The sequence below is a fragment of the Bacillus sp. ok061 genome (genome assembly GCF_900108285.1).
Taxonomy (GTDB): Bacteria; Bacillota; Bacilli; order Bacillales; family Bacillaceae_G; genus Bacillus_A; species Bacillus_A thuringiensis_S.
In genome coordinates, this window is the sequence record NZ_FNUW01000034.1 from 20,473 (window position 1) to 35,971 (window position 15,499).

Sequence of the window (15,499 nt, forward strand, 5' to 3'; positions counted from 1 at the left end):
GTTGTATTTATGCAGAGTCATTTGAAGGAAATATTAGATAGTAACGGTATCAAATACGGTTTTATTGCAAAACAAGTAGGTATAAGTAATGCTGCTATGACGAATCTCATAAAAGGTGGATTACCTACACTGCCTGTAGCTGCTCGAATCGCAAAGGTATTAGGTAAACCAATTGAGGAGATCTGGACCATCGAGGAGTAATTCCTCCCCCTCCAGCCTTAATAAATCTTTATCTTTATTTTTCTTTTTACACTTGACTTTTGCTTTCGACGGGCAATCATGGGATGAGGGTACAGGACAACGGCTAGGGCAGAGAATGACTACCTTACAACGCTTCAAAAATAAAAAGCGTCGTAAAGTAGACGTTCTGTCAATCATGGTCTATCGGGTTAAGGAATCCGTATAGTAACACCCTGTTTAAACGCTGTAATCTCTTACACAGCTGACTTTTTACAGATAAAGCTTGTCCTATCTGCAGAAAGAATCAGGAAAGAAAATGCACTACTGGCGTATCCTTCATTACTCGTAACCTATAATTCTTTCATTATCAGCTGCTACCCGTGCCGTAACACGCCAAGCAACCGCCGTACCGTTAATGGCCGTACTCGCCTAGACTCCTAACAACGCAAACAAGGAAACGTTATTCGTTAGGACGCTTAACTTTCTGACGTTGGCTTAGCTAACCTGTTCAAGTTTAACGAGTGTTAGGTCATTCCTCGTGTGGATCCTCCTCTTAGTTACCTAAAAAAGACAATAAGAAACTAGACCTCGTGTATATCTGTTTTTTCGAATAAGAATATTCACGAGGCTGGAGGTTGTCCGATATTTAGTTAAAGAAAGAGCTTATAGCACGTGAGCTATAAGCATATTAATAACGAATAAAACCGAAGCCACAGTATAAAAACCATAAAACCAAATACAATCAGATTTTGTTTCTAAACCGAAATAGTTATTAAGAGTTTTCATTTCCGTCCCCTTTCAACCTAAAAAGTTCAACTAATTAAGTTAAATATATAACTCGATTAGTTGAACGTCAATAGGTAACCTAGAAAAGTTTACTATTTTTTGTGTAATTGTGTTAGAATACGAGATAAGATGGTTGTGTATCGGAGGAGAATACATATGATATTTACATTGGGACAGACGTTACATGAGATAGGTGTAACTAAAAATAAATTAGCTGTAGAAGCAAAAATCCGCCATAATACAATTAGTGATTTAGTAAACGGTAATGTTAGTTCTATACGTATAGATACATTACAAGCAATACTTGATACATTAAATAAGTTAGCGACTGATCAAGGAATAGAAAAAGTTTATGGTATTAAAGATGTTATAAAACATGAAAAAGACGCATAATTAGCGTCTTTTTTTCTTACAAATATTAAATAAATAAATAAATTCTTATTGTTATTTGATACAATAACCTTGCAATACACTATCATAGGAGGGAGAAAATGAGAATTAATTGGTTCAATACATTAGGGGTAGTGTTTTTTGGAACATCGTTATTATTCGCTTCTGGCTGTACGCCACAAAATAACGAAGTGGCTTCTCTAGAGGCAACACAAAAGGACGAGGAAAAAGCTAAAAAGCAAGCGGAAAAAGAAACTGAGAAACAGAGAAAGCAACAAGAAAAAGAACAAAAAGCTCAGGAAAAAGAAAAAATAAAGGAAGAAAATAAAGAGAAAGAATTTAACAAAAATATCAAAAAAATTGTTAAAAAGACCATTGGAATAGACGACGTAGAATCAGTTGAAGTAACTAAAAACTTCGATTTACCAGATCCAAACAATAAAGTGGTATTACTTAACTTAAAAAACGCTAACGATAAAGTTCTTACATGGAACGGGACTACCAATATATTAAAAAAGTTATCTAAAGAAAAAGAAATCCAAAAGGTTATTTTTGTATGGAAAACTGAGCTAACAGATACATATGGAAATAAAAAGAGCGATCCTGTAATGAAAATGAACATAGATCGCGAGAGCTTAGACAAAATTAACTTTAAAAACTTTGATCATAATAATATCCCTAGCGTCGTAAAAGATTATTGGGAACATCCTGCATATAACAAGTAGTTTAATGATGAAAGGGTGGAGTTATTTTGAGAAAGAAAAAATCCGTTTTATATGTTCGGAATGAATATTATGGAACAGAGAAAAAAGAAGATTTATTTAGTGAAGTATATGAAAAATACTTAGGAGTTAAAGTAATTATTACAAGAAAAATAGAAAAACAAACTAAATAATACGTCTTAACTAGGCAAAGATAAAAGCAGACCTAAAGTAAGGTCTGCTTTTATCTTATAGAGGTTGATGCTGGATTAATGGACGGGTTATTTATATAGAAATACTTATTAACAATCTCTTTTGAATCTACAAACGATAAAGAAATAGAATTAATAAAATCTTTGTCCCTATAAATTGAATTTACAACATGGTATAAAGTATTCGTAAAATCTTCTATTTCGTTTTCATTATAGTAACAGTAGGTTATTGCTGGATTATCTACATTCGTATTTAAAAAGTGGTAATATAACCCACTCAAAATATGATAGTCATTCTCCGGATGAACTCCAAAGAAAACAATATGACTAATTTCAGAGCACCGCATTTTATAAGATAGTATTTCTAAAGCATCAACCCTCGGCTGAGTTAACGCTTGTTTTCCCAATACAATTGAATGCATAATACCGTCTAACATTTTTGTGGTAGTATAGTCACCTAATATTATGTCATTTGTATAGTACTTATCATTACCATGTTTTAAAGCGTATGACTGATGATATGTAAAACCTTGTAACTTATTTTGAAAATGTCCGTGTAAATATGTAACAGATCGATTAGTAGTTTGTTCCAGAATTAAATCATAATTCAAACTAAATAGTTCTTTAAACCCTGCCAGCCATTGCTTTATAGAATCTTGGTCAATGTCATTTATTTTTTCTAATTTATTAATATCAATAGCTTTTCCATTCCCAAAGATAATTGTAATCATAAGTAGGCGATAATATATAGAAAAACCATTATACCTTGTTTTATACATCACGTTCGTCTCTTGCCCATGAGGCATTACGCTTTTCTCCCATCCTTTTCTCAGTAGCTTTATGAAACGATTACTTTTTTGTTTGTATTTTTTAAATTCAGGTAAATTTTCTATAAGATGGTACAACCATATAAGCGTTGGCCAATTCTCGACATTAACAGATTTGAATCCTTTTTTACTGCCAATTTCGTATATCCCTTTCGTTACCTCTAACATATTCGGTGCCACTTTAGATTTATTCAAATGTCTATTATGTTCTAGAAAATTATTAATCTTAGAATTCGTAGTAATAAATCCTGCAAAATCCACAGCATCTTCAAAAATTTTCTCTAGTTGTTTTTGGTTAAAATTACGGACATACTTCACTACATTTTTATAATTCTGAGTAATTATTATTCTTGTATCTAAGTAAGCTGTGGGGGAAATTGTAAATTCCCCTAACTTATTCAAAGCAATGTTACCTTCTTTTAAAGAATCATAAATCCCTCTAAAACAGCTGTCAAAATTCATACTAAATCCATTACCTATAATTAATCCTGTGTTGTGTGTAGAAATTAGTTCTGTAAATTGTTCAATCTGTATTTTATTCACGGTATCCCCCTCAAATCCATCGCTACCATCTTTTTATATACAAATAAAATCATATCACAAAATATTCCCAAAATAAAAAAGTAGGCTCCTATATAGGAGCCTACTTTTAGCTTACTTTCACATATATTGGACTAGCTGTAATATAGAATACTTGTCCACGTGAATTATGCACTTTATATTGCGGTGAACCATTTACATTTATTTTTGCATCAATTGTAAATCCTAATCCAGCATCTACAGAGCCAGCAACATCTTTATCCTGCCAAGATGGAGCGTTATAGAAACGTAGATTGTTAACTTTTGAAACAACGCGCTTTCCAACAATAGAAGAATCTACTGTGCTTTTCTTATTAAACTTCACATAAGATGAATCATTTTTAATCCACTGATCTCCACCAAGATTTAACCAGCCATCCTTTTCCGCCCACACAATATAAGATTCTGGTTTGTTTAGTTGACGAATTTTAGAATAGCTTGTACCTGGTCCTTTACGTAAGTTAACGTTGTAACCTTCAATATAGGCGATACCGTCTGTTACTGCTGTGGGTACTTCTGCTGGTTTATATGGCTTTTCAGGGACAGAAACATCCACGCTAGAATTATTGTATGCTCGTTGTACGTCTGCTCTAAATTGAGCTTCTGAAACGCCATGAGACTTTAAGTAATCAATTGGATCTTCATGATCTGTACCACCAAGGTAATGAGTTACATCACTATGTGTCCATAATCCTTTTTCTACAGATAGCCCACGGTCACGTAAGATTTTAGCTAGTAACTTAACATATTTGTCATAGCTGCGGTTAAATTTTGTATAATCCGCTGTTTCGCATAACTCTACATGTACAAATCGTTTATTAGCAGCAGGACCGCCACCATAAGCAATGTATTTTGTATCAGCAATTTGGATTGTTTCGTCCCAATCGACTGCATAGTGAACAAATGCATTTCTCCATGTTCGAGACTCATATTTTTGAATATTAATAGCTGGAGCTTCTGGAGTTGCTGTAGAATGTGCTACAACCCCCTCATAAGCACCTACACCATAACGGTATGGTTGTTTCGGTAAATCAGGAATAATAAGCGTTCTATCAGCAAAAGCACTTGTAGCAAAAGAACCAGCAAGTACTAGAATCATAAGTAACGAGGTAATATGTTTCATTGTCTTTTTCATTTAGCATCAACATCCTTTTTCATAATTTTTGTATGGTCAAATAATCCACTTGCTGATAGTCCAATGATGATTCCCTGGAATACATTTGTTTTGATATCTCCGCCCATAAATAAAACGCCTAGCATAATGCCAAGCGTTAAATTTAGTAACGGAACATATTTTGTTTGTAATCCAATTGTTTTTCCAATCTGTGAAAGACCTACTACAATTCCAATCATTACAGTAATTTCAAACATTACATACCACCTCCTTTCAAAAAGAAAGTGAGAGCTGCTCCAACAATTCCACCGACAATAAGTCGTAAAATCCAGGTAGTATTGGCGCTGATTTTATCTAACTGCTTGTTGATATTATCAATATCTTTCTCGTTACCTGTTGTTCGTATTTCTAACCCTTTAATCTCTAAACGAATGTCCTTGATCTCTTGTTTAATTTCTTGAACATCGTTTCTTACATCTTGTAACCCTTCCATTTTGACCACCCCATTTCAAAATAAAAAGAGAGACTCTTGTCCCTCTTTCATAAGTGCATTTAAACAAACAGTCTAAATACCGCCTTTTAATATTAACCCTAGAACTGCCATCACTATTGCACTAATCACAATTCTTAAGATCCAAGTTGTATTTGTGCTAATTTTTTCTAATTGTTTATTAATTGTTGAAATGTCTTTTTCATTAATGGTTGTACGAGTTTCTATATTACGAATATCACGCATAATTTCTTTCTGTTCTGATTTAAGTCTATCAATCTTTGCATAAACATCTTCCATATATTCACATCCCTCTAGAATCTATATAAAGCAATCTCTACATACTATGAGACAACCCTTCTCACTGTGAATATATGAAAGTCATTTTTTATCAAGGCCGTACTTTGTGCAAAATAAAAAAAGACCAGCTTATGGCTGCTCTGGCTTTTCATTTATTAATTTTTGTACTAATACCTTTAATTCATCAATTTCAGCTTTCATTGAAACTTTCTCAAGTTTTTCTGCTTCAAGTTGTTCTTTAAGAGTGTCAACTTCCTGCTTCCACATACCGTGGTCAAATTGAAGATTTTTAACTTTAAAGTCAACTTCTTGTATTGCTTGAATAGAAATTGCAACCGAGCTATAAAGTAGTACAGCGTCTTTCTCTGGTGTGGTGAATACATCGTCAGAGTCCTCTCCAATCATACCGTAATAAATTGGAAGTGTAATAGACTCCCCTGACTCGAAGCGTTCGACATCTCTTATAAAGTGATACTGTTTGATGTTTACAGAGTTTATTTTATCTAAAGCGGAGAATGGAAGGTCTTCTATGTCCGTTTTAAGCGTACGAGAAGAATTAGGGATAAATTCTTGCGCCCACATACGCCCTGAAGCAGATATATTTTCTTTAGCTCGCAGTGTTCTTAACTCTATATCTCGCCATCCATTACCATACACATCTTTAATTTGTAAACTCATATCATAGCCTGATACGAGACTTGCTCTTAGCATTAATCTTCCCATGTTTAAATCATGATCATTAACGCCATTGGCAAAGTATATACTGTTACCAGTACTTTTTCTATCAAAATGAAACTCACCATAGTCATTTTTAAAATAATGTGGCTCTGTGGTCGTCACTATAAACTTTCCGTATCCCCGCGCCCATCCCACTGAGTTAAAAACAATGTCATTCAAATTATCAAAATATAATCTTCCGTCTGCATATGCATACAGATGTCCACCATCATTTTGCATTTGGATAAATGATGACCATCTACTATTCCCTTCCGCATTGTTTCCTTTAGATATTCCAAGTGTAGCCCAAGCTTTAGATGGTTCTTCAACGCCATTAATTCGTGGAGTCGTTTGATAAATATAGAACGAACCTGCGCCAGCGAATTTTCTATTATCAGAGCCAAGTACGAATGACGGTTGGATACTTCCATCAGTTGTTTCCATAAATCCTATATAGCCACGCGGTCTATCTAAATCAAAAATTTTCATGTCTTGCTTATTTATTTCAACAAATCTATTTCCACTCGTTTTAAGTGTTACCCCTTCTAAAACTTGTCCTTTAATATGACTTGCTGTAATAAAACCTTTTAAGTTAATTCTGTTCGCATTCAAAGTAATGTTTTCTTTACTCATATTAAATGCTGCGATTACATCATTTTCTTTTACAGATATACTAACGCCCTTTTCAGTTAACTGAAGACGGGTTTCCATATCTCTTACATAAGAATCTTTTGCAAATTGTCCATTTGCTTGTTCTATTGTATATACTTCTGTCTTTTTTGCTGCAGCATTGATGCCCAGTTCATTGATAGTGAAACGGTTATCAATTAAAGTCATCTTCTGGTTAAATTGTTCAGTTGCAAGTTTGTTAGCCAATTCATCTAATAAATCTTGTTTATTCTGATTAACTGTTTGCTTCAACTCTGGAATCTTAAACCCAGCAACATAATCCTCTACTTGTTTAAGCTCAACTTTACCTTCCAGTGCTTTCGCAGTATTTTCCCATCCAGCTTTCGCCTCTTGTAATTGTCTTCCTTGTTCTGTCTGTGTATTTTGTATTAAAGAGACATTTTGTTTAATGGTAGTTGCATCTTTTTCTACAGTAGCAACACGCTTATCAAATCCACTTTGATTGTTTTCTACTTTTGTAATTGTTTCTTTAATTCCATCCACGCTTTTTGCGATTTCAGTTGTTTTCTGAGTGAACTCATCCGTTGTTACCTGTTCTTCAGGCGGTGCTGTCCAATCTTGCGGCTTATTCCCTTTATACAAGGCAACCCATTCCACAATAGATTTCGTAGTACCACTCGGATAGTTATATAAGCTTAACTTTCGTTCATTTCCACTTGTAGTTGCAACTGCTTTGAAGGTTACATACGTTATTCCATTCGCGTAAACACTTGTTGCATATCCAACATTGCTAGACCCGCCATTCTGCCAAATTCCAAATTTCTGCCCCTGTGGGACACTCCCTTTAATTACAAAGGTATATTCCTCACCCGCAACGAAATTTTCAGTTAGAGAATATTGATTGATTAGATAGTCTGTTTTTTCATATTTAACATTTGATTTTAATACAAGGTTACGTCCACCAGATTTATCACTATTAACCTTTGTTTCTACACTCGTTAACTTCTCACTGATTTTCCCAGCTTTTTCTTCTATTTCAGTAGTTGTTTTCTTAAGCTCACTTGTTGTTTGCTGCACATCAGAAATAGTCTTCTTTGTACCTTCTACAGTTTGTTCGACTGTATTTAATTTATTGCTGATATCATTATCTTTTTTTGTTAACGATTCAATAGAAGTTTTAAATCCATTAGAATCCTGTTCAAACTGAGTTACTTTCTTATCAATTTCACCTTGTTTATTTTCAATATTAGAAATTGTACGACTGACACCTTGTAACCCTTCCTGTACTTCGTTGAATTGTCCTGTAGCTTGATTTTGTGCTTCTTGAACCTTTTTGTTTAATTCTGTTTTTGTAGATTCGATATCCTTATTAACCTGCGCTAGTGTTTCTTCCTTGATAGTTTCTGGATCAGGAACAACCGATTCCCACGCTGCACCTGTCCATATTTTTAAAATACCAGGCTTCCCATTACTAATATCACGCCAAAGTGTTTTATAAGGTTTAAGTCCTGTTGTTGGTGGATTTTTAGCTTCAATGATTTCTACCGTGTTATTTTTAAGATTCTCTTGCACTTTTTCAGCCAATGTTTTCGCTGCTTCGGATTCTTTCTTAGCATCACTAGCTGTTTCATTTGCATCTTTCACTAATTTATCTAACTGATCTATCAGTTCTTGCTTACTTCCCAGTGAACTAAGAATACGATTGTATATCTTTCGTAGTTCTTCATTTGGATCAGTAATTTCACAATAATCACCAAACACATATTTATCTTGTGTAGGATCTGTAAAAGATTCATCACCAGCAATCACACGTGCTTCAAGGTATAACTTAGGCGTGAAGCCTGTATCCTTGATTCGGATTGTATCGCCCTCATTAATTAGTTCATGTGCTAGACCAAAAATACGTCCAATCGATTGTGCTTCTACTTCATAAGAAACTGAAGTATTGACACGCTTCTTTAATTCCGTTTTCATCAAAGTCAGTAATCGTTGTGATGTCATATTTTGGTCTTCTGTTTCTGGAGTGTAGAAACCAAATTTATGTTTACCATGCGCATTCCAGCGTTGAAAGGCATCACTATCTGTAATATAAAGAAGTCCTTTATTGATGCTCTCAATTGTGATAAGTTTGTCACCTTCGCCCCGTACAAATCCGACTAAGGCCGTACAAATATCTCTGGAATGTTCAATACGTCTAACGCCTACTAAGTCTTTTCCCAGAGTTATTTCCTTCCCTGTTTCTCTTCCTCGTTTCTTTATCATATCAACGTACCATCCAGTAATTCGAGAACCAGATACTTCAACACGATATTGTATTTCCAACTCAAACAAAGCCGCAATTTTCTTTAAAAAAGTGAGGGGATCGATGAATTCATCGATCGTCATCGTGTGGAATGAAGAATAATCAGTTATTCCACGTTGCCATTTTGAATCGGCAAGAGCGATATCAATAAACGTATTAACTGTTTCGCTCTCTATCCGTTGAGGTTTAATAATCCCATCTTTAGCTATTTGAACCCAGGCACCAGAAGCATGTATAGTGAGCGATCTATCATCAGAGTCTTTTTCTACTTCATTATTGATAACATATGGAACAATGCGACCATCACGCACTTCCTTTAAAACTAAGTTCTGCTGCTGTAATGTAACTGCATGTGGAGTGCCGTCAAAAGTTTTGAACTCTAGCATATCAATATTATTCTTGATTTCCCAATGACGTTTATCTTCCCAGTAGTCCTTTGGTTGAATAGCGGATAGAATTTGATCTGTTTTAAAATCAACAACATGAAGTAATCCGCTTGGTGTTCTCATCTAAATCGCTCCCTATATTTAACTTTTGCTGTTCCGATATCAGATGGCATAATTTCAAGTGTATTAATACCTTTATTGATAACAGGGAAATTACTAAAAATATCTTTTATGTTAATAGCGTTTTTCCCTTCAATACTGACATGACTGCTTTCTGTATCAATCACGACTTTGTCACCAACATCGAATATATAAGGCGGTGTATTTTGATTATTTAAATTCACTTTCCAAAATTTCAAATCAGAAACTGACATCGCTTCTACTGGCGGAACATCTTGCCACTGCATGATACTAATCTGTATTTGAGCTGCTTTTTCCATATGTTTATTGTCTTTATCGGTCCATCTTGCAAAGCGCTCTGAATCATCTTTTTCTGTTCCAGGAAGAAATTTTGAAATATAAGCCTCCCAATCATTACCGGTTCTAGCGATCCACAACCTACCAAAATACTGATTCCATGTATTCGGGTAATCGCCACTCTCATAGATCAAGCCTGTTTTTCCTGGCTTATTATCATATCCAATTACCATCGTTCCAAAATTTTGTTCAGCCTGCCAATAAAGATCATTCATAGCAATTTTCGAGATAACTTTGCTATTTTCATCGAGTATCGCTATCTCAACCCGTCCCATTTCGTTAATCTTTTTACTCTTACATGTAACATAGGCTTGCATAATAAAATCTTGTACTGGGCCACCAGGGATACTTTTTTTAACAGCTGCACCGTGCCATCCTTTTCCCGTTCCAGCCCCAAAATCGGAACAATAAAATTGATATTTATCTGATTTCATTTCACCAACCGGTTCCCCATCTTCCATTGAGCTGACTTTACTCCATCCGACCGTAGTAGCCATTTCATCCCATACTATACGTTGATTCCTTTCTACGGGCTTTTCCACAGTTTTTAGTGGCATACCAATACGAAAATAATCTCGATCACTTAAGGATACCCCGCCGAACCATACATCTAAAAAAGTGTTTGGCTTTGTAATATCAATTTCAATGATAGGATTAGAATGAACTGTTCCTTTATTTTGGATATTAGCAACTAACCCGTTAACGTCTTTTTTAAATTCAACGGTTTGCTCTTTTCCTAACTTATATGGCATTGGACATATTAGTGTAATAGTTGCTTGATGAATATTAGATTTTTCTAAAGTCTCCGCTACAGATTCCTTAATCCCGTAATACACAATATCTGGCTCGTCGGTGAAGGTAATTTTTACAGGTTCTTCTGTATCTAATAAACCATTTAATTCATCTATCCGTTTCCTTAGTTCAAAAAGAGAGACCCCCTTAAGAGAGAAATCTACTTCTAATACTCTCTTGGGAGTCCTTTTACTTAAAAAATATGAACCTGGGCGGTGAGGTACCGTTAACTCGTTAATTTCGTCACTTAAAATCCCGCGACCTCTTATATCGTTAACCATAAAAAATCCTTTTTCGTATTTTTGCGCGAAGTATTCTTCTAAATTAATTCCATTAAAAACTAACAATCTACCGCCCTCCTTTAAAATACTTCTTTCCGTTTTTTCACAGCCTCTTGCTCTCCAGTAATATCATCAACGAACCTATTAAACTCTTGTCTACCAAGCTGTATATTAATATACGCAGGTTGTCTTTCACTAGCTGTAGAATTTGAAGCAGTTCCGGAATCCGCATTTCCTGAGCTTGCTTGTGGTTTAGCTGTCTGGTACGCACCAAGTCCTCTTGGCATTCCGTATACAGTCTCTACTTGTAAAGCTTCCGGTTTCATCCATTCAGTCATTTGTTCGGTTGTTCTTTGTACAGCGCCTTTCATTGCATCAATACCATTAATCCACCCTTTCATCATATTGACACCAATGAAATCCCTGAACCAACGACTCGGTGAGTGAATCGATAAAAGTCCTGAAATTTTATCTTTAATTCCATTTCCGATGTCCGTAATTTTGTCCCAAATAGCCCCAGCCATAGAGCTTATTCCGTTTAAAAGCCCCTGCATCATATTTTTTCCTATGCTTCCTAAATCGATTCCGCTTAGGAATGACTTTACATTGCCAAAAATTTGAGTCACTGTGTTATAGATAGAATTTAGGATGTTAGATGTCGCTGACTTAGCCGCATTCCAAATTGAGGAAATGATGCTACCTGCTGCATTCATAACAGATGAAATGACTGAACCTATACCTGAAAAAATTGAACTTACTAGAGAACCTATCGCTGATAAAACACTAGAAAAAATAGATTTCACTAAATTTAGCCCACCAGTCACGACCGCAGAAATTAAATTTATTGCCCCTTGGATGATATTTCCGATTAATGACATTACACTCGACGTAATGCCTTTCACCGCGTTCCACGCTCCACTCCAATCTCCTTTTAAAACTGAAGTGAAAAGCTTTATTATGTTAGTGATTATCCCAATAGCAGAGGTTATTACGCCCATAATAGCTGGAAAAACTGCCTGAACAATCGACAAAATAAATTGAATCGCCGGGATCACTACGCCTTTTATTATTGTCGCTAGACCTTCAAGTATCGCAGTCGCTACGGGAATCGCCGCTTGAATTATCGAAACTATCACCGGGAAAACCGCCTGGACTATTTGCAAAATTAAAGGAATAACCGTAGTCGCTATGATAGAGATTACCTGACCTAATAATTGAATAATCGGAATCGCAACGGAAATCGCAGCAGCAATAATCCCAGCTATTACTGGGAAGACCGCTTGTACCGCCTGGAGAATAATCGGAATTACTGATGTCGCTATGATAGATAGGACCTCTCCAAATCCTTGAATCAGCATTCCTGCTATACTAAACACCGTCTGGATTACTTGTAAAATAATAGGGAATGCCGTTTGAAAAGCTTGAGCGAATATCGGTAAAACTGTAGATGCTAACTCAGTAAAAATTTGAGCTACTTGTTGTATAGCTTCTGTTATCAATGGCATAATTTCTATTGTCGTATCAGCAAACATCTGAATTAATTCAGTAATCATAGGCATTACTTCTTGTATTACTTGCCCAAAAAGTTTAAATAAATCAGACGCTAAAGGTACTACGGCTTGGATTGTTTCTCCAAACAAACGGAATAAGTCGAGTGCTATCGGTACTACAGCTTGTACTACTTCACTAAACAAACTAGCTATTGTAGCACCTAACTCACCAAAAGCCGTACCTAGCTCAGAAAGAGCAGGTCCAAGTGTAGCGAAGCTTTCTGCTATAACTTGTCCCGTTTTCGCAAATTCAGGAGCAAGTGGTGCAAATGCTTGTGTAATCCCTTGAGCTATCGACTGAACAACCGGCAAAATCGCAGACATCACAGAACTAAAAATTGATTGTATAGACTGCCAAGCCGACATAAAAGCAGACTTCACTTGATCATTTGTATTTATCAATTTAAATATCGTAGCACCTAAAGAAGCTACAATAGCGATTACCCATCCTACGGGGCCTGAAACACCTAAAAACGATAAGCCTAAACGTACAATTAATGGTGTTAAAGTAGCTATCGTATTCCCTATTGAAGAGAAGGACATTTTTATAAAATCAATTACTGGAGAAAGAGCTGATCCAATTCCAGCAAATGCTGAACCAAGTCCTGATATTGCTGAACTAAACGCACCACTTATCCCCTGACCAAATTCACTAAATTTCGATTTTATTACAGCTAGCGAAATCTCTACAGCTGTTGCAAAACCAGAAAACACTTGACCCGCTTTAATTAACCCTGCCTCTAATGCTGCGCCGATTGCTGTACCCATTGCTGAAAATTTTTCCGGTATTGTCCCAAGATAAGAACCTAAAGAATCAATAGCAGATTTCATAGCTTCAACTGCCGCTACTGTCCCACTTTTTATTGATTGCCACGCATTATTAACGGCATTTCGAAAAGTCTCATTATGTTTGTATAGTTGAACTAGTGCTACACCTACCAAGCTTAGAATTGCAATCGTTGCTCCGATTGGTCCTGTTAGAAACACAAAAGCTGCACGCAGTGCTATCATGGCATTTCTAGCAATAAAAGCTACAGCTGAACTTTTACTTATATAATTAGCTAATTTACCAAATAGAATCATCGTTGTACCTACAGCATTTGCTACCATACCAATTACCGTTGCTATAATTAAAAAAGCCGTAGTAAAAGCTACTACGGAAGCAATCACCGTCTGCACGGGAGCTGGTAATTTCATAAACGCGTTTGCCAAGGTTTCAACTACTCCAGCTACAGCCATTAATGCAGGAGCTAATGCATCAGTAAATGCACGTGCCGCAGCATCAAGAGAGGATTCCATTTTCGTCAGTGCTCCGGCCCATCCTTCAAGCATGGAGTCCGCAGCTTTTTTAGAAGCACCGTCCGAGTTCACTAAAGATTGTGTTAAAGCATCGATCTTTTCAGGTCCTGCTGCTACAAGTGCCATCATACCTGATACAGCTTCTGTACCAAATATTGTTGCTAACGCCGCACCTTTTTGTGCACTTGTCATACCTTCCATTCCTGATTTCAACTCACCAATAATTTGAGACAATGGTTTCATATTACCTTGTTGATCCGTAATAGATACGCCAAGTCGTTTTAACTCATTCGCCGCTGCTTTTGGCGGTTTAACTAAACGTAGTAAAGATGCACGTAATGCTGTACCAGCTGTCTCCCCTTTAATACCGCTATTTGACATAATACCAACAGAAGCCGCTAATTCTTCCATCGATATGCCTAATTGAGCTGCAGGACCCGCCGCATATTTAAAAGCGTATTGCATATCCCCTACACCTGCAGCCGTTGCGTTTGCGGCTGTTGCTAAAACATCAGCAACATGTGTACTTTGACTTGCCTCCATACCAAATGAGTTTAAAGCTGACGTAATCGTATCAGCAACCATTCCCAGGTCTTCGCCTGACGCAGCCGCTGCACTCAACACACCAGGTAATGCGGACGTTGCTTGAGCCGAATCGAAACCTTTCGCACCCATTTCAGCAAAAGCCGCTGCTACCTGCCCTGTTGAATACACAGAATTCTTTGCCATATCAAGAATCGCTTTCTTTACTTGACCATAGTCGCCTGCAGTTAAAACTGCCGCTTTACGAGTTTGTGATTCAAATTCTCGTGACTTTTGAATCATACTCCCTAAAGCAAAAGCCGACGCTGCAGCTGCCGGACCAAATGCATTTTGCATTGTTTGCCCTGTTTGCTGTACACGTCGACCCATTTCAATTGCTTGATTACCTACTTCTTGAAATCTAGCACGCCACCCTGAATAATCAGGAGGCGGTGGTGCTGGTGGCGCTGGCGGTAATGGTGGAGGTGACGGCGGTTGTGGAGTCGGTGGGATAGGAGGTGGTCTACTAATCTGCTGAAAAAATGTATTCCATGCTTGTGTAGCTTGTCCAAGGCTACTTATTAAATTGGATATATCCGCAATCACCTGAGTTTCTACCTTGTTCTGGCTCATTCACCTCACCTACCCTTCCTCTTCTTGTATTTGACTTCTAATCATCGATTCTATTTGATCAAAGAACGATTCGTTCCTTTGAATTTTTTCAACTACTTCCTTCCGTTCATTTGCTTGTTTTTCAATATCACGAACACTTTCTGGACGTGTATATATATCTGCTAATGACTTGATTTTGTCACTTTGAGCATTTCGATTAAACAAAGCTTGTACACTTGCAAACTCGTACTTATCAAGTAGTTGTTCCTTATATCCGTTCAACATAAGGTGATATTCCTTGAGACTAATACGCCAAGATTGCAAGGTGGTCATATAAAAAAAACGAAAACAC

Annotated in this window: 14 protein-coding genes; 4 read left to right on the forward strand and 10 right to left on the reverse strand. The window is 36.4% G+C overall.

Annotation, left to right across the window (positions count from 1 at the left end; genetic code table 11):
• Positions 1 to 9: 9 nt before the first annotated feature.
• Positions 10 to 201, forward strand: coding sequence for a helix-turn-helix transcriptional regulator (locus tag C4S65_RS28805; RefSeq protein WP_044797551.1), 192 nt, complete (start codon positions 10 to 12; stop codon positions 199 to 201).
• Between the two features lie 642 nt (positions 202 to 843).
• Here C4S65_RS28805 and C4S65_RS34125 read toward each other — a convergent pair.
• The gene (locus C4S65_RS34125; protein ID WP_129542594.1) at positions 844 to 966 is read right to left on the reverse strand and encodes a DUF3961 domain-containing protein; all 123 of its coding nucleotides are present in this window, start codon (positions 964 to 966) and stop codon (positions 844 to 846) included.
• A 156-nt stretch (positions 967 to 1,122) separates the two neighbouring features.
• Between C4S65_RS34125 and C4S65_RS28810 the strand changes: the two genes are divergently transcribed.
• The 3 genes from C4S65_RS28810 (at position 1,123) to C4S65_RS34710 (ending at position 2,251) form a co-directional block, all read left to right on the forward strand.
• On the forward strand, positions 1,123 to 1,359 hold the full coding sequence (locus tag C4S65_RS28810) for a helix-turn-helix transcriptional regulator (protein ID WP_033697010.1): 237 nt from the start codon (positions 1,123 to 1,125) through the stop codon (positions 1,357 to 1,359).
• Positions 1,360 to 1,457: 98 nt separating this feature from the next.
• Positions 1,458 to 2,081 (forward strand): hypothetical protein, encoded by a 624-nt coding sequence (locus tag C4S65_RS28815; protein WP_103945705.1) that lies wholly within the window; start codon positions 1,458 to 1,460, stop codon positions 2,079 to 2,081.
• A gap of 26 nt (positions 2,082 to 2,107) precedes the next feature.
• Positions 2,108 to 2,251 (forward strand): hypothetical protein, encoded by a 144-nt coding sequence (locus C4S65_RS34710; RefSeq protein ID WP_165365630.1) that lies wholly within the window; start codon positions 2,108 to 2,110, stop codon positions 2,249 to 2,251.
• A gap of 50 nt (positions 2,252 to 2,301) precedes the next feature.
• On the opposite strand, the gene C4S65_RS28820 is transcribed toward C4S65_RS34710, so the two are convergent.
• The 9 genes from C4S65_RS28820 to C4S65_RS28865 form a co-directional block, all read right to left on the reverse strand.
• Positions 2,302 to 3,639, reverse strand: a complete 1,338-nt coding sequence (locus C4S65_RS28820) for a hypothetical protein (protein WP_103945706.1) — start codon at positions 3,637 to 3,639, stop codon at positions 2,302 to 2,304.
• Between the two features lie 106 nt (positions 3,640 to 3,745).
• Positions 3,746 to 4,810: an N-acetylmuramoyl-L-alanine amidase gene (locus C4S65_RS28825; protein ID WP_103945707.1), complete on the reverse strand. Its 1,065-nt coding sequence runs from the start codon at positions 4,808 to 4,810 to the stop codon at positions 3,746 to 3,748.
• A complete protein-coding gene (locus C4S65_RS28830; RefSeq protein ID WP_000461723.1) occupies positions 4,807 to 5,046 on the reverse strand; it encodes a hypothetical protein in 240 nt (79 codons plus the stop codon). Before C4S65_RS28830 ends, C4S65_RS28825 begins: the two co-directional genes overlap by 4 nt.
• A complete protein-coding gene (locus tag C4S65_RS28835) occupies positions 5,046 to 5,282 on the reverse strand; it encodes a hemolysin XhlA family protein (protein ID WP_000398730.1) in 237 nt (78 codons plus the stop codon). Before C4S65_RS28835 ends, C4S65_RS28830 begins: the two co-directional genes overlap by 1 nt.
• Positions 5,283 to 5,354: 72 nt before the next feature.
• Complete coding sequence (locus tag C4S65_RS28840; RefSeq protein WP_000390459.1) at positions 5,355 to 5,579, reverse strand: hemolysin XhlA family protein; 225 nt, start codon at positions 5,577 to 5,579, stop codon at positions 5,355 to 5,357.
• Positions 5,580 to 5,708: 129 nt separating this feature from the next.
• On the reverse strand, positions 5,709 to 9,737 hold the full coding sequence (locus C4S65_RS28845; RefSeq protein ID WP_103945708.1) for a phage tail spike protein: 4,029 nt from the start codon (positions 9,735 to 9,737) through the stop codon (positions 5,709 to 5,711).
• Positions 9,734 to 11,230: a distal tail protein Dit gene (locus tag C4S65_RS28850; RefSeq protein WP_103945709.1), complete on the reverse strand. Its 1,497-nt coding sequence runs from the start codon at positions 11,228 to 11,230 to the stop codon at positions 9,734 to 9,736. The genes C4S65_RS28845 and C4S65_RS28850 overlap by 4 nt, the downstream gene beginning before the upstream one ends.
• Before the next feature lie 14 nt (positions 11,231 to 11,244).
• Complete coding sequence (locus tag C4S65_RS28855) at positions 11,245 to 15,168, reverse strand: phage tail tape measure protein (protein WP_258043894.1); 3,924 nt, start codon at positions 15,166 to 15,168, stop codon at positions 11,245 to 11,247.
• A 9-nt stretch (positions 15,169 to 15,177) separates the two neighbouring features.
• The gene (locus tag C4S65_RS28865) at positions 15,178 to 15,432 is read right to left on the reverse strand and encodes a hypothetical protein (protein WP_000931847.1); all 255 of its coding nucleotides are present in this window, start codon (positions 15,430 to 15,432) and stop codon (positions 15,178 to 15,180) included.
• Between the last annotated feature and the right edge of the window lie 67 nt (positions 15,433 to 15,499).

Excerpts from the sequence above, each read along its gene's own strand:
- C4S65_RS28825 (WP_103945707.1), bottom strand. The coding sequence starts at position 4,810 with ATGAAAAAGACAATGAAACATATTACCTCGTTACTTATGATTCTAGTA.
- C4S65_RS28830 (WP_000461723.1), bottom strand. The coding sequence starts at position 5,046 with ATGTTTGAAATTACTGTAATGATTGGAATTGTAGTAGGTCTTTCACAG.
- C4S65_RS28865 (WP_000931847.1), bottom strand. The coding sequence starts at position 15,432 with ATGTTGAACGGATATAAGGAACAACTACTTGATAAGTACGAGTTTGCA.
- C4S65_RS28845 (WP_103945708.1), bottom strand. The coding sequence starts at position 9,737 with ATGAGAACACCAAGCGGATTACTTCATGTTGTTGATTTTAAAACAGAT.
- C4S65_RS28810 (WP_033697010.1), top strand. The coding sequence starts at position 1,123 with ATGATATTTACATTGGGACAGACGTTACATGAGATAGGTGTAACTAAA.
- C4S65_RS34125 (WP_129542594.1), bottom strand. The coding sequence starts at position 966 with ATGAAAACTCTTAATAACTATTTCGGTTTAGAAACAAAATCTGATTGT.
- C4S65_RS28805 (WP_044797551.1), top strand. The coding sequence starts at position 10 with ATGCAGAGTCATTTGAAGGAAATATTAGATAGTAACGGTATCAAATAC.
- C4S65_RS28835 (WP_000398730.1), bottom strand. The coding sequence starts at position 5,282 with ATGGAAGGGTTACAAGATGTAAGAAACGATGTTCAAGAAATTAAACAA.
- C4S65_RS28855 (WP_258043894.1), bottom strand. The coding sequence starts at position 15,168 with ATGAGCCAGAACAAGGTAGAAACTCAGGTGATTGCGGATATATCCAAT.
- C4S65_RS28815 (WP_103945705.1), top strand. The coding sequence starts at position 1,458 with ATGAGAATTAATTGGTTCAATACATTAGGGGTAGTGTTTTTTGGAACA.
- C4S65_RS28840 (WP_000390459.1), bottom strand. The coding sequence starts at position 5,579 with ATGGAAGATGTTTATGCAAAGATTGATAGACTTAAATCAGAACAGAAA.